Origin of the sequence: Rhizobium sp. TH135, assembly GCF_002855515.1 — a bacterium.
Lineage (GTDB): Bacteria > Pseudomonadota > Alphaproteobacteria > Rhizobiales > Rhizobiaceae > Allorhizobium.
This window is the reverse complement of sequence record NZ_PKRP01000006.1, coordinates 212195-233771: the sequence shown is the minus strand read 5'-3', so window position 1 is coordinate 233771 and position 21577 is coordinate 212195. Positions and strand designations below refer to the sequence as shown.

Genomic DNA, 21577 nt, shown 5'->3' with positions numbered 1-21577 from the left:
ACTCGCACTTGTCTCTGTCAAGGTGATCAGCCTCCGGTTGGAGGCTGATCAATCGGTTGAGGTTCCCACTGTAGCCAAGAGCCCGCAAAGTTCAGGCGGCCTTCCAGTCGAAAGGCAGGGGCGCCTCGCGGAAGGCGAACCGGTCGAGATGGCTCGCCACGACGCCCTGATAGGTCTCGAGCTTTGCGGCATCGTCCGTCTCGATCGAGACCGTTAGCGTCGCTGCATCGCATTGCATGGACGCCACGGCCTCGTCGAATTTGACGGTGGCCTTGTGGTTCTGCTCGTCCAGCGCGACGTCGAGCTTGTGCGCCCAGTGTTTGCAGAGCTGTTGCAGATACTTCCAGCCGTTTTCGGTCGGAACGGTGGTGGTGGATGTTGCCATTCTCAGAGCCTTTCGATCTTGCCGACCGCCTCGTCGAGGATGCGGGCGACCTCCAATTGCGTCTCGCGGGTGGAGCCCTCGCGTGACAGACAGTCGTGCAGGGCCTGCTTGAGGTTGTGCATGGCGCGCCGAACAGGCGCTGCATCCGTTCTTTCGCTCACCTTTGCAAGGGCTGTCAGGCGGCCGATCGCGGTTGCGACCTCGTCAGCCCGCTCGGCAAGATGCTGGCGACCGGTATCCGTGATCGTCATCAGCTTGCGCGGGCCGTCGCTTTCGACTTCCTCGGCAAGACCCATGTCGAGCAGCAGCGTCATGGTCGGATAGACGACACCGGGCGAGGGCGCATAAGCACCGCCGGACAGGCTCTCGATTTCGCGGATCAGGTCGTAGCCGTGCCGCGGCTGGTCTTCGATCAGCTTAAGGAACACAAGTCTCAGCTCGCCGCCTTCGAACATGCGCCGACGCTCGCCGCCCCGGCCGCGCGGGCCGCCGCCCATGGGGCCGCCAAATGGGCCGCCGTGGCGCATGGCATGCATGGCTTCTCGGAAAGCGAAAAAGGGATTGCCGCGTTCGCCGCGGCTGGAATTGCACTGTCTCATGATGGGTTCTTTCTCAATTGGAATTGCATCTAAGATATATCTTAGTTTGATCTGTGCAAGAGGGCGTCCTGAAAATTCTGCGATCGCCCACGCTTGGCGCTTGCCGATGTCGGAGCCTATGATGGCAATGGAATCGCAAAAGGGAGGAAGCTCGATGGGTGAAAAGCGGCACGAATACCGGGTCACCGTCACGTGGCAGGGCAATGCCGGAACGGGTACCTCCGCCTATCGTGACTACGGTCGCGACCACCTGATTTCAGCGGAAGGCAAGCCCGACATCCTCGCCTCTGCCGATCCAGCGTTTCGTGGCGATCCTGCGCGTTGGAACCCCGAAGACCTGTTCCTGGCTTCCCTGTCTGCCTGTCACAAGCTCTGGTACCTGCATTTCTGCGCGGTCTCAGGCGTCATCGTCACGGCCTATGAGGATCACGCCGAAGGGGTGATGGAGATGGACGCGGACGGCACAGGCCGCTTCGTCGATGTCGTGCTCAAGCCCCAGGTGACCATCAAGCGCGGCACCTTCCCCGAACTCGCGCTGGAGCTCCATGGCGACGCCCATGAAAAATGCTTCATCGCCAATTCGGTGAACTTTCCGGTGCGGTGTGAGGCAGAGATCGTGGAGGTTTGAGGTCTTCGGCCGTATCAGCGCCGGATCAGGATATAGCTGAAGGGCGGAGCCAGCTTATCCGGATGGCCGGTGAAGGGCAGGGTGATGGTCTGCGACGGCAGCGATGATACATCCGTACCGAAGTTGGTGCTCGCCCAGTCTGCCAAGGCCTCAGGTGCCATCGGACCCTCGCCACGCCACACCAGCGCAATCGCGCCTGCTTTCGACACGTCGTCGCGGCTTTGCAGATTGAGGAACTGGGTGGAAATCACCGAAGAGTCGGGCCAGTGCATTTTCAGGTTGCCGGCCGTCGTCCAGTCAGAGGTTGCGATGATCGCCGGCGCCACTTGCTCGCGCTCCATGAAGGTGTCTCGAAAGGCGCTGAATGGCTGCTGGTAGTGCGATGTGGAACGCGACCCGGCAATGAAGGTAGCCAAGGGCAGCAGGGCGATGATGCCGACAGCAACCGGCGTAAGTCGCCGCAGGGCGGCCTGCGGGTCGAGGCCCTGTGCTTCGAGCTTCAACGCGATATAGAGCGGCAGCATCTGCAGAAGCGGCAGCATCCAGCGATCTCGCATCGTCGTGAAGGTGACCGCGAGGATCATTACGACGAGGAGGGCCAGAATGGTGGCGAGAAAGCTTCCAATGAACCGGCTTTCCACCGTACCGGTCGTCCACGCCTTCGGGGCAGTCTTGCCGAAGGCAAGCCCGAACGCCGCGAGCGCCGGTGCGGCGATGACGAACGCGATTGCCGCGAGATTGGCGAGGCCGATCGCGATCTGGCCGAGCCTGCCGGTGCCATCTGCTTCCTCGCCCATACGAGCGACCGTCACCGATGACGCCAGCTTCAGATTCTCGATGAACCAGAGGGCGTGCGGCAGGATGATGAGCGTGGCGATGGCTGCCGCTGCAAGAATGCGCCAGTTGAAAATCCGCGCCCGACCTTCCGGATGGAGCAGAACGGCCACGCCGAGTGCCGGCAGGAACAGCGCAAAATTGTACTTGGTAAGCATGCCGAAGCCGATTGCAGCGCCGAGCAGCAGGTAGTTCTGCAAGTTAGGTGATCGCAGGACCATCACGGACGAGATCATCAGCAGGTTCAGCAACAGCATCGTGGCTGTCGTATGCGTCAGATCACGCTGGGCCTGCCAGAACATTTGCGGGATGAGAAAGAGGCCGAGCGTCGCCATAACCGCGAAGGACGCGTTCTTCACCAGCATGCGTGAGAGCAGGTAATAGCTCGCAATGATCGCAAACAATGTGATCGATTTCAGCAGCGCGAGCCCGAACAGATAGTCGCCGACGATCGCGAAAATCAGCTGCTGGACCCAGTTGTATAGTGGTGGCTGCGCGTCATAGCCCGCGGCGAACCACTGCGAGAGGAAAACCTGTTGCGCTTCGTCAATCCGCAGTCCGTCCGGCAGCAAGAGCCGGACGACAATCTGGCTGATGTAATAGAGCGCGAATATCCAGAGGATCGAAGGCGCCAGGCGCGAAATCCGCTCGCTCCATCCCGACAAGGTCAGTCGCCCTTCTGAAACACCGTTCGCACGATGTAGTTCGGCTGGGCGTCGTCGCGATAATAGGTCCTGGCGATCATTTCGGCGAGAATGCCGGTGGTGATCAACTGGACGGAGGACAGGAAGAGCATGAAACCGAGGATGAGTAGCGGCCGGCCGCCGATATCCTCGCCGAAGAAGACTTTTTCGATGAACAGCCAGGCAAGGATCAGGGCGCTCAAAAAGCCGGTGCCGAGGCCAAGAGACCCGAAGAAGTGGCCTGGCCGCGCTTTGTAGCGCATGAAGAACATCACCGAGAGCAGATCGAGTATCACCCGGAACGTGCGGGAAATGCCGTATTTCGAGGTGCCATGCTGGCGGGCGTGATGGGTCACTTCCATTTCGCCGATGCGCGAGCTGGGAACCACGCTCGCGACCCAAGCCGGGATGAAGCGATGCATCTCGCCCATTAGCTTGACCTGCTTGATGACAGAGGCGCGGTAGATCTTCAGGCTGCAGCCATAATCGTGCAGCTTCACGCCGGTGATGCGGCCGATCAGGTAGTTCGCACACCAGGACGGTATCTTGCGCAGGACGAGACCATCCTTGCGGTTCTTGCGCCAGCCGACGAGAAGGTCGAGCTCGCGTTCTTCGAGCGCCCTGACCATCGAGGGGATGTCCTTCGGATCGTTCTGAAGGTCGCCGTCGAGCGTGGCGATCAGACGGCCACGAGCCGTGTCGATGCCGGCCTGCATGGCGGCCGTTTGGCCGAAATTGCGCTGCAGTTCAACGATTTTGAGGTCGAGACCGGGGCGAGCAAGATACCCGCGTGCTGTGAGAAGCGTGCGGTCTGCGCTGCCATCATCGACAAGCACGAGTTCCCACGTGCCGGGAAAAGCCGCCATGGCCTCTTCGATCCGCTCGATCAGGGGCCCGACGCTCTCTTCTTCGTTGAAAATCGGCACCACCAGGGAGAGTTCCGGAGCATCGGTCACTACGGTGCTCTCCAGGCTCGTTTCGATCATCGCACTCACGCATAAACTCCATGTCGCGCCGGTGGTCCGGACCCGCCCTTTCGTGCTAAGGCCGACCGGAACCATCTGTGGGTGCACGACTATATGAAATCAAATCAGGATGCCAGTCAGGAGCGGTGGTTCCGGCGCAATCGCATGTGGCTCGTGACCGGCGGGACGCTGCTTGGCTACGCAGTCTTCCTCCATGTCGCGTTCGGCATACCCACACTCGTGCGGCAGCTGGCAGCGATCGGCATCTTGCCCCTGGTCGTTGCCCTGGCGCTGTTGATCATGACCTATGCCGTGCGCTGCTGGCGCGTCGCGGACTATTTTCCGAAAGAGACCCAAGGCCAGTTCCGCCGATTGCTCAAGCTGACCCTGGTCCATAATCTCCTCAACATCATGCTGCCGCTGCGCTCCGGTGAGGCGAGCTTTCCGCTTCTGATGCGCTCGGAATTCGGTATGCCACTGGCACGTGCGACGGCTGCCTTGCTCGTCATGCGTCTCCTCGACCTCCATGCACTCCTTGCGGCTGCCGGTGTTGGTCTCGTGCTCGGGCAGGGAAGTGCATCCTGGGCCGTTGCGCTCTGGTTGGCATTCCTCCTTGCCCCACTGCCGCTTTTTGGTTTGAAGGGCCCGATCCTGCGATTGGCGAGACGGTTGCCCGAACGGCTCCGGCTCTTGGTAGACGAGATCGAGCGAGGCTTGCCGGCCGGTCCTTCTGCCTTTCTGCGTGCCTGGGGAGCGACCTTGGTAAACTGGGGCGTCAAGGTCTTCGTGCTGGCCTGGGTGCTACGTCTCATGGACGTCACCCCGCTGGCAGCGAGCTTCGGCGGTGCGCTGGGTGGCGAACTGTCCTCCGTTTTGCCGGTCCATGCACCAGGTGGCGTCGGAACCTACCCCGCCGGCATCGTCGCCGGCGCCCTGTCCTTCGGGGCAGCGTCATCGACCTCCTCTTTGGCGATCATCGGCAAGGCAGCCGTCAATGCGCACCTTCTCATCCTGATCTCGGCTTTCGTCGGCACCGGGATCGCGGTTCTGCTGGCGCCGTCTAAGCGATCCTAGTCCGGAGACTGGCTTCGTTGCTGCCAAATATGCAACAAGGCAGTAGGACTTGGAAGAAGGTGCGGTCCTAGTCGCTCACTCCCGAAGCGCCGCAATCAGCGCTCTTAGAGCAGGGGGCGATTGACGGCGGCTGGGGTGGTAGAGGTGCAAGCCCGGAAAGGGCACGCACCACGCGTCCAGCACCTTTATCAGCCGACCGTCCGCGATCTCCTCTGCCACTTCCTCTTCCATCATGTAGCCGAGCGCTGCGCCTGCCCGAACGGCTGCGGCCATCAGGGCGCCATCGTTGGCGATGAATTGCCCGGTCGGACGGAAACGGAATTCACGGCCGTCCTCCTCCAGATCCCAGGCCATCACCGCGCCGGATTTCAGCCGAAAGCCGACGCAGACATGGTCCTGCAGGTCGGCTGGGACCCGCGGTGGCGGATGTCGCTCGAAATAGGCTGGCGTGCCGACGATGACGGTTCGGAGCGTCGGTCCGACCGGGATGGCGATCATGTCCTTGTCGACCGACATGTGAAAGCGGATGCCGGCATCGAAGCCTTCCGAGACGATATCGCTCAGGCGATCCTCGACATTGATCTCGACCTTGACCTCCGGATGGGCGAGCAGGAAGGCGGGAAGCTTCTGGAGCAGCACGGTTTGCGCGGCATAGGTCGAGGCGGTGAGCCGCACGGTTCCGGACACGCTGTGCCGCCAATGTGCCAGCGACGCCAGACCCTCCTCGATGCTGGCAAGGGCAGGCGAGACGGTATCGAGCAGACGCTCGCCGGCTTCGGTCGGGGCGACGCTGCGGGTGGTCCGTGCAAGGAGCCGGACATCGAGCCGTGCTTCCAGATTGCGCATGGCGTGACTGAGGGCCGAGGCCGATATGCCAAGCTTGGCAGCAGCCCGCGTAAAGCTGCGCTCGCGGGCGACTGTCGCGAAGGCGAGAAGATCATTGAGTTCATTGCGCTCCATTCATGAATGCTGCTCACAAAGGCATGCGGGACGCAAGCGCTAATCCTCGAGGCTCGGACGGCCTATCTCCTTCCAGACGCCAACCAAGGAGCTTCCCCATGAACCTGACAGATTATCGCACGCTGGGCCGCTCGGGCCTGATCGTCAGTCCTCTGGCGCTGGGCACCATGACCTTCGGCGCCGAGCGCTGGGGTGCAGGGGAAAAGGTCTCGCGAGACCTGTTCGACACCTATGTTGCAGCAGGCGGCAATTTTCTTGATACCGCCGACATCTATTCCGGAGGGCAGAGCGAGGACATGCTGGGGCGGTTCGTTGCCGACAGCGGTCTGCGGGACCGTCTGGTGATTGCAACAAAGTCCGGCTTTGCCCGTGGCCAGGGCACGCCGCTCTGGGCCGGCAACGGTGCCAAGAATATCCGCCTCGGCATTGAGGGCTCGTTGACGCGGCTGAAGACCGATTACATCGACATGTATTGGATGCATGTCTGGGATCAGGTGACGCCGGCTGAAGAAGTGTTGGAGACGCTGACCCGGGCTGTGCGCGCCGGAAAGATCCTGCATTACGGCTTCTCCAACACGCCCGCCTGGTATGTCGCCAAGGTGGCGACACTTGCGGCCGCCCATGGCCTGCCAACCCCGCTCGGTCTGCAATACGGCCATTCGCTGATCGAGCGTGGCGTCGAGCTGGAAGTCTTACCCGCCGCGGCGGAGTTCGGCATGGGCCTCGTGCCCTGGAGCCCGCTGGCCTTCGGTCTGCTCACCGGCAAATATGATCGTGGCATGCTGGAGCATGCCGGCCGGCCCACGGAGCTGCCCGACAGCGGTGCGAAGAGCACCGAGGGTGAAAGCGACGGCCGCCTGAATGGCGACAATCCCTATGGCGGCATGCTGTTTACCGAGCGCAACTTCGCTATCGTCGATGTCGTGAAAGAGGTCGCCGCTGAACTCGGCCGGTCTCCGGCGGAAGTGGCGCTCGCCTGGGTCACCGGACGCAAGGGGGTCTCCTCCGTGCTCGTTGGCGCCAGCCGCGTGGAGCAGTTGACCCAGAACATCGCCTCGCTCGACATCACCCTCGACGCGGATCAACTGCGGCGGCTCGACGAGATCAGCGCGCTGCCGCTGCTCAATCCCTATTTCATCTTTAAAATGCCCTCCGAAGCTCTCTTCGGGGGTTCCAAAGTGTCGGCCTGGCAAAGGGCCTGAACGAAATCGGGCGGCCTGTGAGCCGCCCGCTTGATCTTGTCATTGGAATGCCGTCTCGAAGAAGCTTCGGAGCTTGCGCGAATGCAGCGCCTCGGTCGGCATGGCGCCGAGCTTTTCCAGCGCCCGGATGCCGATCTGCAGATGCTGACTGACCTGCGTCTTGTAGAAGGCCGTCGCCATGCCCGGAAGCTTCAGCTCGCCATGCAGCGGCTTGTCGGAGACGCAGAGCAGGGTGCCGTAAGGCACGCGGAAACGGAAGCCGTTGGCGGCGATCGTCGCCGATTCCATGTCGAGCGCAATGGCACGTGCCTGCGAGAGGCGCTTGACCGGACCGCGCTGGTCGCGCAGTTCCCAGTTTCGGTTGTCGATGGTCGCGACCGTGCCGGTGCGCATGATGCGCTTCAGCTCGAAGCCCTCGTAGCCAGTGATCTCCTCGACCGCGTCTTCGAGTGCAAGCTGCACTTCCGACAGCGCCGGGATCGGCACCCAGACCGGTAGATCGTCATCGAGAACATGATCCTCGCGCATGTAGGCATGCGCCAGCACGTAATCGCCCAAACGCTGGCTGTTGCGAAGCCCGGCGCAGTGGCCGAGCATCAGCCAGGCATGCGGGCGAAGCACCGCGATATGGTCGGTAATCGTCTTGGCGTTGGACGGGCCGACGCCGATATTGACGACGGTGATGCCGCCATGGCCCTTCTTTTTCAGGTGATAGGCCGGCATTTGCGGCAGGCGCCCCAGTGCCACGCCTTCCGTCGGTTCCGTATGGCCGGCCGGCGTCAGGATATTGCCGGGCTCGACGAAGGCGGTGTACTCGCCACCGCCATCGGCCATCAGCTTGCGCGCATAGGCGCAGAATTCATCGACATAGAACTGGTAGTTCGTGAACAGCACGAAGTTCTGGAAGTGGTTGGCGCTCGTCGCCGTGTAATGCGACAGCCGTGCCAGCGAATAGTCGATGCGTTGCGCGGTGAACGGCGCCAGCGGATGCGGCTCGCCGGGCAGCGGCTCGTATTCGCCGTTGGCGATCTCGTCATCGGTGACTGTGAGATCAGGCGTATCGAAGATGTCGCGCAGCTGCATGTCGACGAGGCCGCCGGCAGACGCCTCGACATGCGCGCCTTCTGCGAAGGCGAAATGCAGCGGGATCGGTGTTGTCGATTCCGACACCGTGATCGGCACCTGATGATTGCGCATCAGAAGCGCCAGCTGTTCCTTGAGATAGTGGCGGAAGAGCTGCGGCCGGGTGATCGTCGTGGTGTAGATGCCGGGCGAGGTCACGTGGCCATAGGAGAGACGGCTGTCGACATGGCCGAAGCTCGTCGTCTCGATGCTGACCTGCGGATAGAAGGCCCGGTAGCGGCCCTCGATCGGGCCGCCCTTGGCCAGCGCCGAAAAGGCCTCGATCAGGAAGGTCGTGTTGCGCTCATAGAGCGCGGTCAGCGCATCGACCGCCGCAGTGGCATCTGTGAAGACCTGAGGCTGATAAGGCTCGGGGCTGATGGAGTTCTGGGGTGCTGGGGACAAGATTCGTGTGTTCATGGCGCATTATAGGAAACGAAACTTGACAAGCAAACGACGTCGTCGACGCATCATCAAGATTCTTCGAAGGCGGTGTCCGTTGCCGCCTGCGCCAGAGTTCGGGTCAGAAGGTCGGGCGGCAGCTGTTGAGGCCTGTCGGTGCGCAGCTTGCGACCAGTCCCGATGACGGGATGTGGCGAACGCCCGGCTGATTGTGGACGACGAGCTGGCCGAACATGAAGGCGAAAAGCGCCATGGTCAGCGAGATGATGGTGAAACGCCGTGTCAGCTTGGCCATGTCCTTGCTCCCTTCCGATCTGATGAGAGTGTTTTAGCAAGGCCTGCCTGAATGAGGTCTGAGATGAGGGTTCATCTGGCATTCAGAAGGGTTAATCGGCGTTTCCCTTTGTCGAAGTTGCGGTGATAATGGACCTCAGCGGGCACCGCCCCGCCATCTTTCCTTCCGGAAATGCCGTGCGATTGGTGCACCGCCGCCGTCCGACTTGGCCTTCCGGCAACCGTGGTGACAGCCATGAATGACACTGCCCAGCAATCCATCCGCTTCGGCCGGATCGCAGCCATGCTGCCCGTCGCCGACATGAAACGCGCGACCGACTTCTATATCGGTGTGCTCGGCTTCGAGAACGTCTTTGAAAACGGCAATCCGGTCGGCTTCATCATTCTTGAGAAGGACGGGGCCGAACTGCATCTGACCTTGCAGCCGGACCACAAGGCGCCTGCATTCAACGTCGCGCATATGATGGTCGAGAACGTCGATGCGCTACATGAACTGATCCAGAGGCAGGGCCTGCGGATCATCAAACGGCTCCAGGACAAGGACTATGGCCTGCGGGCCTTCGTCTTCGCGGATCCCGACGGCAATCGCATCGATGTCGGCCAGCCGATCTGATCCGCCCCTCAACGCAGTAGGGGCGCCAGTTGCAGCCGGCGCCCCTTTTGTATTTTGAATGCCGATGGCCTCAGAGGCGCGTCCAGGTCTGGCTCTTGCAGAGCACCGCCATGACGCAGCCCTTCATCTTCAGCGAGTTGCCGGAGACGGAGCCGGAGCCGGAATAGGTCTTGTCGGTTTCAGGGTCGGTGATCTCGCCCTTGTAGCTGTCGCCGCTGCCGGCCATCTTGCCGATCTGCTTGCCATTATGCTGGCCGCTCTTCAGCGTCACGCAGAAGGAACCGCCGCAAGGCGCGATCTGTGCCGTGGCACCCGACGCTGTCTTCCAGTTGCCTTCGATGGGTTCGGCGGCCTGTGCCGTGAAGGCCGAAAGCGCGAGTGCTGCCGCAATGATGATGGAACGCATGGTCTGATCTCTCCTCCCGAGATGATGATCCTCTCCCGCAGTCGTAAACGGTCCTCTCCGCATCCGGCCAACGGTTAAGAATTATCTTACGCACACGTAAAGGTAAAATGCAATCCGGCTCGAAAACGGAGCCGTGGAAAGTCGCCGGACACCGCAATTTCAGCACTTTCCCAAAATCGCTTCGGAAAACGTGGTGAAAATTCGGTTGATTTCACAGCGTGAAACTTTCGTAAATTTTGTCTCGAAATCCTTGGGTTGCAGGGGGAGTAATACTTAACGGAATCCGAAGTTTACGAAGCTTTTGTACTTTGTTTTCAGCAAATTAAGGATGCATTTTAAGCGAGTTTTGAAGACCGTTTGGCATAGTGAACCCATCAAACGAGCAGGGAAAAACCCCGCCAAACCCGACCGAAGCGAGAATGACCGGACAAAGATCCGGCGCCGTTCCGGAAGGGCCCGCAAGGGAAAACAGGGACGACTGAGAAACTAGGCAAACAGGGACAAAACCAATGGCACGCTTTGAAATGCACAATTCCGAAAATGCCACGATGGGTGGCGAAACCCGGGCCGACGTCTTCCGCGACATGGGCCTGATGTATGCGACCGGCCGCGGTTGCCCGATTGATCTCGTCTCGGCCCATAAGTGGCTGAACATCGCTGCGATCAAGGGCTGTGACCGCGCCGCCGAGCTGCGCGCCGATCTCGCCCAGACCATGAGCAAGGTCCAACTCGCCGAGGCGCTTCGTGCCGCCCGCGAATGGATGACCATGCACTGACCAATTCCGGCCGCGACCGCGGCAGGAGAATCCACAACAACAACCCAGTGGGGAACGTGGCGGGGACCTTTGGACGGGGCCAGGGCCAACACTTTTCAAGACCGCGACCGGCAGGAACAAGGCCGGCGCGGTCTTTTTCATTGCGGAATGCTCAGCGGAGCGAAGCCAGCACTTTCGGTAGCGCCTCTTCGAACAGGTCGAGATCGGCGGGCAGGCCGGTGGAGACGCGGATGCAACGATTGAGCGGCGCCACCCCCGGCATGCGGATGAAGACGCCGTGCTCCATCAACCCGTCGACGATGGCGCGGGCAAAGACGCCGTCGCGCCCCGCATCAATGGCGACGAAATTGGTGGCCGAAGGCAGGGGCGTCAGACCGTTTGTCTTGGCGATTGTCGAGATGCGGTCGCGTGCAGCTTTGATCCGTCCGACCACGTCGGTGAGATAGGCTTGATCGGCAAGGGCGGCGAGGGCGGCTTCCGTCGAGAGGCGCGGCATGCCGAAATGATTGCGGATCTTGTCGAAGGCCGAGACTGTGCCCGGCGTGCCGATGCCATAGCCGACGCGAGCGCCCGCCAGACCGTAAGCCTTTGAAAATGTGCGGGTGCGGATGACGTTCGGCAGATCGATCAGCGCATCTGCGGCCGGGATCGAACCTTCAGGTGCCGTTTCGCTATAGGCCTCGTCGAGGATGAGAAGAGTGGTCGGGGGCAGGGCGCGCGCGAAGGCGATGATGCTGCCCACATCCCACCAACTGCCCATCGGATTATCCGGATTGGCGAAGTAGACCAGCGGCGCATCCTCCTGACGCACCAGCGCCAGAAGCGCGTCGAGATCCTCGCGACCGTCGCGATAAGGCGCGGTCACAAGACGCCCGCCAAACCCGTTCACATGGAAGTTGAAGGTCGGGTAGGCACCGAGCGAGGTAACGACGGGCATGCCGGGCTCGATGACAAGCCGCACGATAAGACCGAGCAGGTCGTCGATGCCTTCGCCGATGACGAAGTTCTGGGGCGTGAGACCCAAATGGGCCGCAAGCGCGCCCTTCAAGGCATGGTTTTCCGGATCGTTGTATTTCCAGATCTCGCCCGACTTTTCGGCGATGGTCGAAAGAACCGAGGGCGCCGGGCCAAAACCACTTTCATTGGCGCCGATCCGGGCGCGCACCGCAAGGCCGCGTTGCCGCTCGATGGCTTCGGGGCCGACAAATGGCACGGTTGCGGGAAGGGAGGCGGCAAGCGGCGTGAAGCGGGAAAATGCGGTCATTGCGAAGCGGGTTCCGGGAGATCGATGTCGATCCGCTCACAATAAGAAGCACAGCTTCCGACGCAAGGCCGGATCCGCCGGGATTGGACCTCGATCGGCAGAGGTTTGCTCAGCGACCGAGGCGTGCGCCGTTGCCGTTCTGGAACGGCTTGAGCGGTGTATTGACGGCTTCGCCCAGCATGAAGTCGGCGCGAACGATCCGGTGCAGCATGTGTTCCGAGATCGGCGCGATGAACTTGACCCCGACGCGGTTGCCGTTTCGATAGGCCTCAGCACAGCCGATCCGATCGGCAAGGCCGACGATCTGCAGATAATAATGAGAGGAAAGACCGATCGCCGTCGTCAGCTCGATGGCCGCGCCACCTTGTGAGATGTCGACCACCTCACAACTGCGGATCGTGATGCCGGTGAGCCCTGGTCGGACCGACATGACCTTGGCAGGCCGGCGGACATAGAAGCGCTCCCACTTCCGCTCGTACATTTCCGAGCGAACCCCGGCCAGATGCGTCGCATTCTCCATCGCCATGTCCGGCTCTCCCAACTCGTCTGCCTTGCACCTTGGAGATGATTATTTGCATTAGCATCAACAAGTTCGATCAAGTTTTAAGTATGCCTGATATTCAGCTTTAAATGCGCGGACGACGTATTTGCGCGGGTTCTCGGCACGCTGCGCATGCGGCAAGCGTTTGCGCCACCGGGTCAAAGAGGTCGCATCGTGAGATGGTTTAGTGGCTGGTCTCGAACGAGAGCCGAACCACATGGTGGAGGAATTCCGGATCGATCAGCATGTTGAAGCCGACCGTCAGCTTCTCGGCTTCGCGACGGATCAGCGTGCAGCCGATGTCGTCGTGGATCCCCAGAATTTCGAGGAAGAAGTTGGCGGGAACGATCACATGCGGCGAGACGTCGAGTTCTGCACCATAAAGGGAAATGGTCCGGATGAGGCAGCGCTGTGTCTTCGCGACGCTCAGATGGTGGCCGACAAACACGATCTTGCCGGGGCGATCGATCTTGAATTTCTCGAAGATCTGATCCCGAGGGATGTCCGATTTTGCGTCCGGTATCCTCTGCAAGGGCATGCCACCCTCCTACCACTTCTATGTTCAACACCACGTTAGCTTATGGTCGTTACCGGATGGTGGAGAGACTGGTTCAAATCCGCATCACCACGCAATTTTCTCTGTTACGGCAGCGCCTTGCCTCTGTCGGGCCATTGTTCCATTTCCGTTGCGGCTGTCAAAAAAGTGTAGCGTAAAGGAGCTATGGCCCGGCACGGGATAATGTCGCCCGTGCCAGAAGCAAATTTTCATGAAGTCCCTTTTGATCGCTCTTCTTACCGCCAGCACCTGCCTTGCCGGCCCTGTTGCTGCCGAAGCCTACAAGGTCCACGACGTTCAGCCGACACTGCAGACACCGATCCTGACGGAGGCGGACATGGACGCCGATGCCGACGATCCGGCTATTTATGCCAACTCGACCGTTCCGGCACGCAGCCTTGTCATCACCGCCGTGAAGAACGGCGGCATGCGGGTTTACGCCCTGACCGGCGAACTGGTGCAGACACTCGGCCCCTCGCGTGAAGATGGCCGTATCAACAATGTCGACCTCGTCTACGGCTTCACGCTGGCAAACGGCGAGAAGGTGGATCTGGCCGTCGGCAGCGACCGCGGCCTCGACGTCATCCGTGTCTGGCGCATTGATGCGACCGCCGCCGAGCCGCTGGTCGAGGTGACCGACCCCGCCGAACCGCGCGCCTTCCCCAAGCGTCCGACAAAGGACCAGGCCGGCAGCGAGGACAATCCGCTTGATGACCAGGACACTATTTATGGTTTGGCCGCCTGGACCGATCGCGACAGCGGCCTGACCTGGGTCGCCGGTACACAGAGGCACCAGCCGCTGGTGGGGCTGTTTACGCTGCAGGCCCTGCCCGAGGGGAAGGTCGGTGCCAAATTTGAACGTTCGGTTCTCGTGCCGGGCACCCACAAGGGTCAGGACCTGTTCCAGGAAGCGGAAGATGAGCCGTTGAAGGACTGGAGCCCGCAGTTTGAAGGCAGCGTGGTCGACGCGACCACTGGCATTCTCTATGCCGGCCAGGAGGATGTCGGCATCTGGAAGATCGACATCCGCAATGCGCAGGCGGCACCGCAGCTGGTGTACGAGACGCGCGGCTCGACCGAAAGCAGCTTCAACGCTGGCGAAAGCGTCATTGCGCGCGATGTCGAGGGACTGACAATATACTATGGCGAAAATGGTGTCCGCTATCTGCTCGCCTCCAGCCAGGGCCAGGCTCATGGCGATGCCGTGGTCGCCGACGCGCCCTATGACGACAGCTTTGCGGTGTTCTCGATCGGCGACAGCCTGAAGCTGGAAGGCTCCTTCCGGATCGCAGCCCGAGACGGTGTCGACGCGGTGCAGGAAAGCGATGGAGCCGATGTGATCTCGACAGATCTGCCTGGTTTCGAGAACGGCCTCTTCGTCACCCAGGACGGCTATGCCGGCGACATCAACGGCCTAGACGGCCAGACCCCGCAGACGAACTTCAAGTTCGTTGACTGGAAAACGATCGCCGAAAGCTTCGACCCGCCGCTGGCAGTGACCTCGAACGCAGCTGATCCACGCCGTTAAGCTGGCGGGCGGGGGACCCTCTCGCCCAGAAACTTGACCGCAAATCGCCACAAAGCTAGGCCTTGTTTCCAGTGATCGCTGCCGGCTCCCCGGCAGCGATTCTCGTGTGAAGGATTGGTCTGGGAAATGGACAAGATGGCAGGACGGTTGGTCATTGTCGGGGCAGGGCAGGCGGCTTTCGCGCTGGCTGCAAAGCTGCGGATGCTGAAGGATTCACGCCCGATCACTGTGCTCGGAAGCGAGCCGGTTCTGCCCTACCAGCGCCCGCCACTGTCCAAGAAGTATCTGCTCGGCGAAATGAGCTTTGACCGGCTGCTGTTTCGGCCCGAAGCCTGGTATGCCGAAAACGATGTCGAGATCCGTCTGTCGACGCCGGTAGAGGCGATCGACCGAGAGAGCAGGAGCGTCAAGCTCTTCGACGGCAGCGAAATCGCTTATGAGACACTCGCCTTGGCAACCGGCGCTACCCCGCGTCGCTTGCCCTCCGCCATCGGTGGCGATCTTGCGGGCGTGTTCACGGTCCGCGACAAGGCTGACGCCGATCGCCTTGCGACCGAATTGAAACCAGGCCACCGTTTGCTGATCATTGGTGGCGGTTACATCGGGCTCGAAGCCGCCGCCGTGGCGCGCAAACTCGGTCTAGACGTGACGCTGATCGAAATGGCGGATCGTATCCTTGCACGCGTTGCCGCTCCTCAGACTGCGGACGCTATCCGCGCGATCCACGCGGCAGAAGGTGTCCAGATCTTCGAAAAGACGGGCCTCACACGACTGATTGGCGACGAGGGCAGGGTCAAGGCGGCCGAACTCTCCGATGGCCGGGTGATCGATGCAGATATGGTGATCGTCGGGATCGGCGTCACGCCGAATGACCGACTGGCAGGCGATGCCGGGCTCGAAGTGCAGAACGGCATCGTGGTCGATAGCTCTGGCCGGACAAGCGATCCGGCGATCTTTGCCATGGGCGACTGCGCCGTGCAGGACTGGAAGGGACAGCAGGTTCGGCTCGAATCCGTGCAGAACGCTGTTGACCAGGCGGAGGCGGTTGCCGCGGTTCTGGCCGGCGGCTCGGAGCCTTATCGCCCAAAACCGTGGTTCTGGTCGGATCAGTATGATGTGAAACTGCAGATCGCAGGTTTCAATCTCGGCTATGACGAGACAGTGGTCAGACCCGGCGCGCGGGAAGGCAGCCTGTCGATCTGGTATTTTCATGCCGGCGACTTCATTGCCGTCGACGCGATCAACGATGCGAAAGCCTATGTCACGGGCAAGAAGCTCCTGGACATGGGGCGGCCGGTCGATCGCGCAACGATTGCGGATCCTGCGCTAGATCTCAAAACCCTGATTGCCTGAGGCAAAAGCACCAAGTCGGCGATTGCGACACCGGGATCAAACGAAAGCGGCCGGCGTAAAGCCGGCCTTTTTCATCTTCAATCTGTTGCGGCACGGCGCGAACTGGTCAGTTATATCAAGCTCTTGGGCACACTTGTTCGCTATTCAAGGTCTTTCAGCCGTTGGCCGCGCGCTCCAGAATGGGAACGCACATGTCGAGGTCATGCGATGCCAGGTGGGCGTAGCGCATAGTCATGGTCAGTGTCTGGTGTCCGAGCCACATCTGGACACGGCGGATATCGATGCCGCCCTGGACGAGACGCGATGCACAAGTGTGGCGCAAAACGTGCGGCACCACATCCTTGTCATCGGCAAAGCCGACGGCATCCTTGGCATTGTGCCAGGCGACGCGGAAACGCTGCTGGTCGATCTCGGCAAACGGCCCCGAATGACGGCGGTCCGAGGCTTCGATCGCAGCCAAGGCACGATGGGTGAGGGGAACGGAACGCGAGCGGCCCGATTTCGTCACCCAGAAGGTCACCCGATCCTTGTGTATGTCGCCCCAACGCAGGTTGAGACCTTCGCTCAGGCGGGCTCCGGTATCGACCAGGAAGAGGCAGAACCGGTAGTAAAGTTCCGAATGCGCCCGGATTTCCGAAAACAGGAGGTTCTCTTCATCCTTGTCGAGGAAGCGAATACGGCCCGCTTTCTCTTTCTGACGCTTAAATTCCGGCAGACTGTGAACGTCTCCCATTTTGGACGCCTTTCGCAGCAGTTTGCTTAAGGCCGCCATCTTTCTGTTGATGGTGGCATTGCTGTTACCGCGTTTGCGCAATTTGCCGATCAATTGGTCGAGCATCTCCTGGGAAAAAGTCGAGAAGCTCGGAAAATCAAGGAGATCGTGAAGCTCTCCGATAAAATTGGTTACGTTATATTTGTGGCTGCCATTCATCCATAACAGGTCGCCATACTTGCCGAACAGTTCGCGCAAATTCGTCTCGCGCACCTCGTGCAGGATCGTACCCTGTCTGTATTGATAATGTACCGAATAATCGGGCACGCCTACAAAGACGTCAAAACCCTTCACGGCCGGCATTTCCACCTGCATGTATCCCCCAAATTTCCCTTTTGGCGAGCACGCGAACGAGCTCACCGCCCGTCCCCACGGGCGTACATATCGTTATATCTTATAAAAAGTATAGTGCAGAACGGCACAAACTTTCCGGAGCGGCTCGCCTCGAGCCCACGTCATGCTGTCGATGGAACATCCTTTCTTCTGGAAACTGCGTGCCCGCAGCAGGCCTAAATCATTGAATTCGCGTGAGAGACAAAGCATCTCCCAAATGGCCGAAAGGGGTCCGGCTCATGACAAGCCGGACCCCAAACTTTTTCGTTAATCCAGTGTGGATTAGAACGAACGGGTCAGGCGAACGAAGCCGTCCCAATTGCTGTCGCCACCATCCAGGTCGACGTAACGAACGTCGGCAGAAGCGGTCAGGCCAGCAGCCAGGGCGTATTCAACGTAGAGGTCAGCAGCCCATGCGTCGGTCGAGGTGAACACGCCGGCGTCTGCGTCAGCAATGTCGCCGTAGTACATGACCTGCGGGGTGATGGAGAGCTTCTCGGTTGCCTTGAAGGTGTAAGCGGCACCGATCGTCCACTCAGCTTCGAAGTCGTAGCCGGTCGAGTAGCCAGAAGCCCATGCACCAGCGATGCCGAGCGTGCCCGGGCCGAGGTCAGCCGACAGAACACCAGCAATTGCGCCTTCTTCGTCGCCGAAGTCGTAAACGCCATTCATGGTTGCCGTTGCGGCACCCAGCGAACCGGAGATTACTGCTTCCAGACCAACTTCGTTACCGTCGAGGTACTCATCCGACAGGTCATCTACGCCGAGGCCAGCCGTGAAGGCGTCCGAGGTGTAGGTGTAGGAGATGGTGTTGAAGCGGGCGTTGTTGAAGAACGCATCCGATTCACCAGCCAGACCCCAGTCGTCAGCCCAGGTCAGAGCGCGACCGACCTTGAAGCCACCAACAGTGATGTAAGCCTGATCGAGAGCGACGCCTTCGCGACCGAGGTCAGCGTCCTGCGTTGCCTGAATGCGGATGTAGGAACCGATCGTGCCGAGTTCGGAGTCGTTCTTGGCTTCGAAGGTGATGCGAGCGCGAACTTCCGAGTTGTAGTCTTCGTCCAGATCGGCGTCGTTGACGCCGCTTTCGTTTGCGTAAACCGTTGCACGGATTTCGCCACCGATCTTGAGGCAGGTTTCGGTGCCGGGGATGTAGAAGTAACCGGTGCCGAAGGCGTCGCAAACGCGAACGTATTCCATGGGCTCGGGCTCAGCGGCGACGATTGCGTCAGCGGCCTGAGCGCCGGAAACTACAGCGAGAGCTGCAGCGGAGCCGAGAAGAAGGCTCTTGATGTTCATTATTGACCTCCAGTCAAGTTTCGTATGGGTCTGGGTTATTTGGCTGAAGGACAGCATTCCCTGCCCCATCCCCGTCGGTTTCAGAAGACGGACGATCCACCGCCTCGCTTCCGAGGTTGAAAATACAAAACCCCGTCGGTCATGCAATCACCAAAGAGTGGAATGGTGGAAAAGGGGCCACCCTTCCGCCGGGCCTGTTGCTCAAACGCCACAAAGTCACCGGCCCACCCCCTTATTCATTTAGGTTTCATTAAGAAAAGCCAGACAAAACCGCCGCTTACTAGGGGATTCTGGCTTTGTCGCCACCCTGCGTTTTTGCCGCTCCCTTCCCATTTTGGCACAGGATTCCGCAAAAAGTTGCACTGGAAACCATCATCCGTCGCGCTTCGGTAGTATCGCGACATTCTGTGTTTCCCATCCTTAGCGGGTGAAATCGACCGTATGAGGTCCTCCAGGTGACAGAATCATGTCGTTGTCCGGCGCGATTCGCCCTCCTTAGAGATCAGGTGCTTGGCCAGGCGGCCTCAGCTAAAATGTTGAGAGCGGAGAAAAGGCCTTGCAATCACTGATTCAAGCAAATAATCAGGCGTCACCGGAGAGGTGGCCGAGTGGTCGAAGGCGCTCCCCTGCTAAGGGAGTATACGTCAAAAGCGTATCGAGGGTTCGAATCCCTTCCTCTCCGCCATTCCTGATTTCCCCTACATGATTGAATGAGCGCTCGGTAGCGGACTTTTGCGCTGCTTCGCGAGCTCGGATTCCGCCTGGAAACGAGCGGGATCAAGCTCGCAATTTGCGCTGATCAACGCCAGCTTGCCGAAGTTTTGGCCGAGCTCAAAATGGGAGACATGCCCTAAGGCTCTGTATTTAAACATTTAAAACGAAAAAGGCCTGAGCCGACCTCTATAATTGACTGGAGGTCAATAATGAACATCAAGAGCCTTCTTCTCGGCTCCGCTGCAGCTCTCGCTGTAGTTTCCGGCGCTCAGGCCGCTGACGCAATCGTCGCCGCTGAGCCCGAGCCCATGGAATACGTTCGCGTTTGCGACGCCTTCGGCACCGGTTACTTCTACATCCCCGGCACCGAAACCTGCCTCAAGATCGGTGGCGAAGTTCGTGCAACTGCAGCTTTCGGTAACGACGCTGCAATCGCCTACGGTGCACGTGACGAAAACTGGCAGACCGACGTTCGCGCTCGCGTCTCTTTCGACGCGAAGAACGATTCTGAGCTTGGCACCATCGGTTCCCGCATCCGCATTCAGGCGGAGCAGGGCTCTGCTTCCACGCGCGCTGGTGTTGTCCTCGACGAGGCATACATCACCGTTGGTGGTTTCAAGGTCGGTCGCGCTTACGCTTTCTGGGATGACGTCGGCATCGCTGGCGAAAACGACGCCTTTACCGGCAACGCTCGTTTCAACCTGATTAGCTACACCTACTCTTCGGATGCATTCACCGCCGGTCTCGGCGTGCACGATCTGACATCTAACTCTGGCGCAGGCGAAGAAGAGCTCGGTATCGAAGCAATGGCTTCTGCAAGCCTCGGCGTCGCTACTCTTTCCGTATATGGCGTCTACGACTTCGGTTTTGAAGAAGGCGCAATCTCCGGTAAGGTATCTGCCGAAGTTGGCCCAGGCACCTTCGAATTGTACGCAGCTTACTCGTCGGGCGCCAACACGTATGTGGGCGAAGTCGACTTCCCGGTTGCAGCTGTAACCGACTCGATCGAGTGGACAGTTGGTGGTGCATATGCATTCAAGGCAACGGAAAAGCTCACCATCACGCCTTCAGTTAACTACTGGGAGTTCCAGGGCGGCACCGACGCTTGGGGCGCTGGCCTTCTTGCTGAATACGCTCTGGCATCGGGCCTGACGGCAGCGGCTACCGTAGATTACTTCGACGCCGACGGCGAAGATGAAGCTTGGACCGGCTTCGTTCGCCTGACCCGTTCGTTCTAATTCGATCTCCAGATCGGATAAGGGGAGCCCGGCCTTGTGCCGGGCTTTTCTTTTGCCCCCATGTGTCAGTCATCGGCTGACTTAAACAGGGAAGGCGAAGTCTCGAAGACCTTTACCGGTTCAGCGCTCCAGAAACGCCCCGATCTCGGCCGCCAACTCACCCAGATGCAGCCATGGCGCGTGGCCCTGTCCCTTGGCCTCGATACCAACGCATTGCTCATGCCGCCGCACCATTTCGGCGACGGTGTCGCGCGACAAGAGCCGTGAAAACTCTCCCCGCACCACCATCATAGGCTTTTCCACCATGAGGCCGAACTGGGCCCAGAGATCGGGTAGTGGTTGGCTCAGATCCGCAGCGCGAAATTGCTCGGCAATCGCGGAATCGAAATCCGCCACCAGCCTGCCGTCCACGTCGCGATAAAGCGCCCGCGCCATGCCGGCCCAATCCTCGCCGCTAAGCGCAGGAAACTCAGCTCCATGCGTGGCCAGCTGGATTTCCGCCGCATCCGCTAAGCTCGCAGGCGCCCTCCGGCTGCCGAGATAACCCTGGATCTGTCTCAAGCCTTCAGACTCCAGAACCGGGCCGATGTCATTCAGGACCAGCCTTTCGATACGCTCCAGATGCGTCATTGCCAGCACATGCAGGATGAGCCCGCCGCGCGAGGTGCCGATGAAGGCGGAACTGTCGATCCCCAACTGGTCGAGAACGCTGATCACATCGCCGGCTTCGACCGGGATGGTGTAGCGCTCCGGCTGCGGGTCCCGATCGGAGAGCCCGCGGCCACGAGACGAGATGGCGACGACCCTGCGGTGATAAGGCGCTGCCGCCAGAATGCGGGCGAGATCCTCGAAGTCGAGCAGGTTGCGGGTCAGCCCCGGCAGGCAGACGACCGGGATCCCCGGATTGGCTTCACCGTAAATGCGCACATGCAGCGTCAAGCCATCCGGCACGGTGATGAAACGGTCGATGCTGTCGGCCATGCGGCACTCCCTCGCGTGGTAATGTCATGCGAGTCTAGCCGAGCGGAGACACCAG

Annotated in this window: 22 protein-coding genes and 1 tRNA gene; 9 read left to right on the top strand and 14 right to left on the bottom strand. The window is 60.3% G+C overall.

Annotated features, from left to right (window positions below; genetic code table 11):
• Positions 1 to 91: 91 nt before the first annotated feature.
• Positions 92 to 385, bottom strand: coding sequence for a DUF2218 domain-containing protein (locus C0V73_RS18615; RefSeq protein ID WP_102021497.1), 294 nt, complete (start codon positions 383 to 385; stop codon positions 92 to 94).
• A gap of 2 nt (positions 386 to 387) precedes the next feature.
• Positions 388 to 984, bottom strand: coding sequence for a PadR family transcriptional regulator (locus tag C0V73_RS18610; RefSeq protein ID WP_102021496.1), 597 nt, complete (start codon positions 982 to 984; stop codon positions 388 to 390).
• A gap of 154 nt (positions 985 to 1138) precedes the next feature.
• On the opposite strand from C0V73_RS18610, the gene C0V73_RS18605 reads away from it, so the two are divergent.
• Positions 1139 to 1612: an OsmC family protein gene (locus C0V73_RS18605; protein WP_102021495.1), complete on the top strand. Its 474-nt coding sequence runs from the start codon at positions 1139 to 1141 to the stop codon at positions 1610 to 1612.
• A 14-nt stretch (positions 1613 to 1626) separates the two neighbouring features.
• Here C0V73_RS18605 and C0V73_RS18600 read toward each other — a convergent pair whose 3' ends face one another.
• Together C0V73_RS18600 and C0V73_RS18595 are read right to left on the bottom strand one after the other, a co-directional pair.
• On the bottom strand, positions 1627 to 3111 hold the full coding sequence (locus tag C0V73_RS18600; protein WP_172450226.1) for a glycosyltransferase family 39 protein: 1485 nt from the start codon (positions 3109 to 3111) through the stop codon (positions 1627 to 1629).
• A 2-nt stretch (positions 3112 to 3113) separates the two neighbouring features.
• A complete protein-coding gene (locus C0V73_RS18595) occupies positions 3114 to 4112 on the bottom strand; it encodes a glycosyltransferase family 2 protein (RefSeq protein ID WP_172450239.1) in 999 nt (332 codons plus the stop codon).
• 96 nt (positions 4113 to 4208) lie between these two features.
• On the opposite strand from C0V73_RS18595, the gene C0V73_RS18590 reads away from it, so the two are divergent.
• Entirely contained in the window at positions 4209 to 5168 is a 960-nt protein-coding gene (locus tag C0V73_RS18590; protein ID WP_102021492.1) for a lysylphosphatidylglycerol synthase domain-containing protein, read from the top strand.
• Between the two features lie 75 nt (positions 5169 to 5243).
• Here C0V73_RS18590 and C0V73_RS18585 read toward each other — a convergent pair whose 3' ends face one another.
• Positions 5244 to 6128, bottom strand: coding sequence for a LysR family transcriptional regulator (locus C0V73_RS18585; RefSeq protein WP_102021491.1), 885 nt, complete (start codon positions 6126 to 6128; stop codon positions 5244 to 5246).
• 98 nt (positions 6129 to 6226) lie between these two features.
• Between C0V73_RS18585 and C0V73_RS18580 the strand changes: the two genes are divergently transcribed.
• On the top strand, positions 6227 to 7330 hold the full coding sequence (locus C0V73_RS18580; RefSeq protein ID WP_102021490.1) for an aldo/keto reductase: 1104 nt from the start codon (positions 6227 to 6229) through the stop codon (positions 7328 to 7330).
• Positions 7331 to 7369: 39 nt separating this feature from the next.
• Here C0V73_RS18580 and C0V73_RS18575 read toward each other — a convergent pair whose 3' ends face one another.
• Together C0V73_RS18575 and C0V73_RS23135 are read right to left on the bottom strand one after the other, a co-directional pair.
• Positions 7370 to 8872 (bottom strand): AMP nucleosidase, encoded by a 1503-nt coding sequence (locus C0V73_RS18575; RefSeq protein ID WP_102021489.1) that lies wholly within the window; start codon positions 8870 to 8872, stop codon positions 7370 to 7372.
• A 103-nt stretch (positions 8873 to 8975) separates the two neighbouring features.
• A complete protein-coding gene (locus C0V73_RS23135; RefSeq protein ID WP_172450225.1) occupies positions 8976 to 9149 on the bottom strand; it encodes a hypothetical protein in 174 nt (57 codons plus the stop codon).
• A 234-nt stretch (positions 9150 to 9383) separates the two neighbouring features.
• On the opposite strand from C0V73_RS23135, the gene C0V73_RS18570 reads away from it, so the two are divergent.
• Positions 9384 to 9761: a glyoxalase superfamily protein gene (locus C0V73_RS18570; RefSeq protein ID WP_102021488.1), complete on the top strand. Its 378-nt coding sequence runs from the start codon at positions 9384 to 9386 to the stop codon at positions 9759 to 9761.
• A gap of 70 nt (positions 9762 to 9831) precedes the next feature.
• Here C0V73_RS18570 and C0V73_RS18565 read toward each other — a convergent pair whose 3' ends face one another.
• Positions 9832 to 10167: a DUF2147 domain-containing protein gene (locus tag C0V73_RS18565; protein ID WP_102021487.1), complete on the bottom strand. Its 336-nt coding sequence runs from the start codon at positions 10165 to 10167 to the stop codon at positions 9832 to 9834.
• Between the two features lie 509 nt (positions 10168 to 10676).
• Between C0V73_RS18565 and C0V73_RS18560 the strand changes: the two genes are divergently transcribed.
• Positions 10677 to 10943, top strand: a complete 267-nt coding sequence (locus C0V73_RS18560; protein ID WP_102021486.1) for a sel1 repeat family protein — start codon at positions 10677 to 10679, stop codon at positions 10941 to 10943.
• Between the two features lie 151 nt (positions 10944 to 11094).
• Here C0V73_RS18560 and C0V73_RS18555 read toward each other — a convergent pair whose 3' ends face one another.
• The 3 genes from C0V73_RS18555 to C0V73_RS18545 all read right to left on the bottom strand — a co-directional run bounded on the left by C0V73_RS18555 (position 11095) and on the right by C0V73_RS18545 (position 13286).
• Positions 11095 to 12207 carry a pyridoxal phosphate-dependent aminotransferase gene (locus C0V73_RS18555; RefSeq protein ID WP_102021485.1) on the bottom strand — a complete coding sequence of 371 codons (1113 nt, stop codon included), beginning with the start codon at positions 12205 to 12207 and terminating at the stop codon, positions 11095 to 11097.
• A gap of 109 nt (positions 12208 to 12316) precedes the next feature.
• A complete protein-coding gene (locus C0V73_RS18550) occupies positions 12317 to 12733 on the bottom strand; it encodes a PilZ domain-containing protein (RefSeq protein WP_102021484.1) in 417 nt (138 codons plus the stop codon).
• A gap of 199 nt (positions 12734 to 12932) precedes the next feature.
• Positions 12933 to 13286, bottom strand: coding sequence for a hypothetical protein (locus C0V73_RS18545; RefSeq protein ID WP_102021483.1), 354 nt, complete (start codon positions 13284 to 13286; stop codon positions 12933 to 12935).
• Between the two features lie 229 nt (positions 13287 to 13515).
• On the opposite strand from C0V73_RS18545, the gene C0V73_RS18540 reads away from it, so the two are divergent.
• Positions 13516 to 14832 carry a phytase gene (locus tag C0V73_RS18540; RefSeq protein ID WP_102021482.1) on the top strand — a complete coding sequence of 439 codons (1317 nt, stop codon included), beginning with the start codon at positions 13516 to 13518 and terminating at the stop codon, positions 14830 to 14832.
• Positions 14833 to 14967: 135 nt separating this feature from the next.
• Positions 14968 to 16185 (top strand): FAD-dependent oxidoreductase, encoded by a 1218-nt coding sequence (locus C0V73_RS18535; RefSeq protein ID WP_102021718.1) that lies wholly within the window; start codon positions 14968 to 14970, stop codon positions 16183 to 16185.
• Positions 16186 to 16339: 154 nt separating this feature from the next.
• Here the strand turns inward: C0V73_RS18535 and C0V73_RS18530 are convergent, their stop codons facing one another.
• Both C0V73_RS18530 and C0V73_RS18525 read right to left on the bottom strand, forming a co-directional pair.
• Positions 16340 to 17272, bottom strand: a complete 933-nt coding sequence (locus C0V73_RS18530) for a site-specific integrase (protein ID WP_102021481.1) — start codon at positions 17270 to 17272, stop codon at positions 16340 to 16342.
• Between the two features lie 300 nt (positions 17273 to 17572).
• The gene (locus C0V73_RS18525; RefSeq protein WP_102021480.1) at positions 17573 to 18589 is read right to left on the bottom strand and encodes a porin; all 1017 of its coding nucleotides are present in this window, start codon (positions 18587 to 18589) and stop codon (positions 17573 to 17575) included.
• 594 nt (positions 18590 to 19183) lie between these two features.
• On the opposite strand from C0V73_RS18525, the gene C0V73_RS18520 reads away from it, so the two are divergent.
• Positions 19184 to 19274, top strand: a tRNA-Ser gene (locus tag C0V73_RS18520).
• Between the two features lie 238 nt (positions 19275 to 19512).
• Entirely contained in the window at positions 19513 to 20541 is a 1029-nt protein-coding gene (locus C0V73_RS18515; RefSeq protein ID WP_102021479.1) for a porin, read from the top strand.
• Positions 20542 to 20661: 120 nt separating this feature from the next.
• Here the strand turns inward: C0V73_RS18515 and C0V73_RS18510 are convergent, their stop codons facing one another.
• The gene (locus C0V73_RS18510) at positions 20662 to 21522 is read right to left on the bottom strand and encodes an alpha/beta hydrolase (protein WP_102021478.1); all 861 of its coding nucleotides are present in this window, start codon (positions 21520 to 21522) and stop codon (positions 20662 to 20664) included.
• Between the last annotated feature and the right edge of the window lie 55 nt (positions 21523 to 21577).

What these genes read in the sequence shown, in the direction of transcription:
- C0V73_RS18615 (WP_102021497.1), bottom strand. Translation starts at nt 385, where the DNA reads ATGGCAACATCCACCACCACCGTTCCGACCGAAAACGGCTGGAAGTAT.
- C0V73_RS18610 (WP_102021496.1), bottom strand. Translation starts at nt 984, where the DNA reads ATGAGACAGTGCAATTCCAGCCGCGGCGAACGCGGCAATCCCTTTTTC.
- C0V73_RS18605 (WP_102021495.1), top strand. Translation starts at nt 1,139, where the DNA reads ATGGGTGAAAAGCGGCACGAATACCGGGTCACCGTCACGTGGCAGGGC.
- C0V73_RS18590 (WP_102021492.1), top strand. Translation starts at nt 4,209, where the DNA reads ATGAAATCAAATCAGGATGCCAGTCAGGAGCGGTGGTTCCGGCGCAAT.
- C0V73_RS18585 (WP_102021491.1), bottom strand. Translation starts at nt 6,128, where the DNA reads ATGGAGCGCAATGAACTCAATGATCTTCTCGCCTTCGCGACAGTCGCC.
- C0V73_RS18580 (WP_102021490.1), top strand. Translation starts at nt 6,227, where the DNA reads ATGAACCTGACAGATTATCGCACGCTGGGCCGCTCGGGCCTGATCGTC.
- C0V73_RS18575 (WP_102021489.1), bottom strand. Translation starts at nt 8,872, where the DNA reads ATGAACACACGAATCTTGTCCCCAGCACCCCAGAACTCCATCAGCCCC.
- C0V73_RS23135 (WP_172450225.1), bottom strand. Translation starts at nt 9,149, where the DNA reads ATGGCCAAGCTGACACGGCGTTTCACCATCATCTCGCTGACCATGGCG.
- C0V73_RS18570 (WP_102021488.1), top strand. Translation starts at nt 9,384, where the DNA reads ATGAATGACACTGCCCAGCAATCCATCCGCTTCGGCCGGATCGCAGCC.
- C0V73_RS18565 (WP_102021487.1), bottom strand. Translation starts at nt 10,167, where the DNA reads ATGCGTTCCATCATCATTGCGGCAGCACTCGCGCTTTCGGCCTTCACG.
- C0V73_RS18560 (WP_102021486.1), top strand. Translation starts at nt 10,677, where the DNA reads ATGGCACGCTTTGAAATGCACAATTCCGAAAATGCCACGATGGGTGGC.
- C0V73_RS18555 (WP_102021485.1), bottom strand. Translation starts at nt 12,207, where the DNA reads ATGACCGCATTTTCCCGCTTCACGCCGCTTGCCGCCTCCCTTCCCGCA.
- C0V73_RS18550 (WP_102021484.1), bottom strand. Translation starts at nt 12,733, where the DNA reads ATGGCGATGGAGAATGCGACGCATCTGGCCGGGGTTCGCTCGGAAATG.
- C0V73_RS18545 (WP_102021483.1), bottom strand. Translation starts at nt 13,286, where the DNA reads ATGCCCTTGCAGAGGATACCGGACGCAAAATCGGACATCCCTCGGGAT.
- C0V73_RS18540 (WP_102021482.1), top strand. Translation starts at nt 13,516, where the DNA reads ATGAAGTCCCTTTTGATCGCTCTTCTTACCGCCAGCACCTGCCTTGCC.
- C0V73_RS18535 (WP_102021718.1), top strand. Translation starts at nt 14,968, where the DNA reads ATGGCAGGACGGTTGGTCATTGTCGGGGCAGGGCAGGCGGCTTTCGCG.
- C0V73_RS18530 (WP_102021481.1), bottom strand. Translation starts at nt 17,272, where the DNA reads ATGCAGGTGGAAATGCCGGCCGTGAAGGGTTTTGACGTCTTTGTAGGC.
- C0V73_RS18525 (WP_102021480.1), bottom strand. Translation starts at nt 18,589, where the DNA reads ATGAACATCAAGAGCCTTCTTCTCGGCTCCGCTGCAGCTCTCGCTGTA.
- C0V73_RS18515 (WP_102021479.1), top strand. Translation starts at nt 19,513, where the DNA reads ATGAACATCAAGAGCCTTCTTCTCGGCTCCGCTGCAGCTCTCGCTGTA.
- C0V73_RS18510 (WP_102021478.1), bottom strand. Translation starts at nt 21,522, where the DNA reads ATGGCCGACAGCATCGACCGTTTCATCACCGTGCCGGATGGCTTGACG.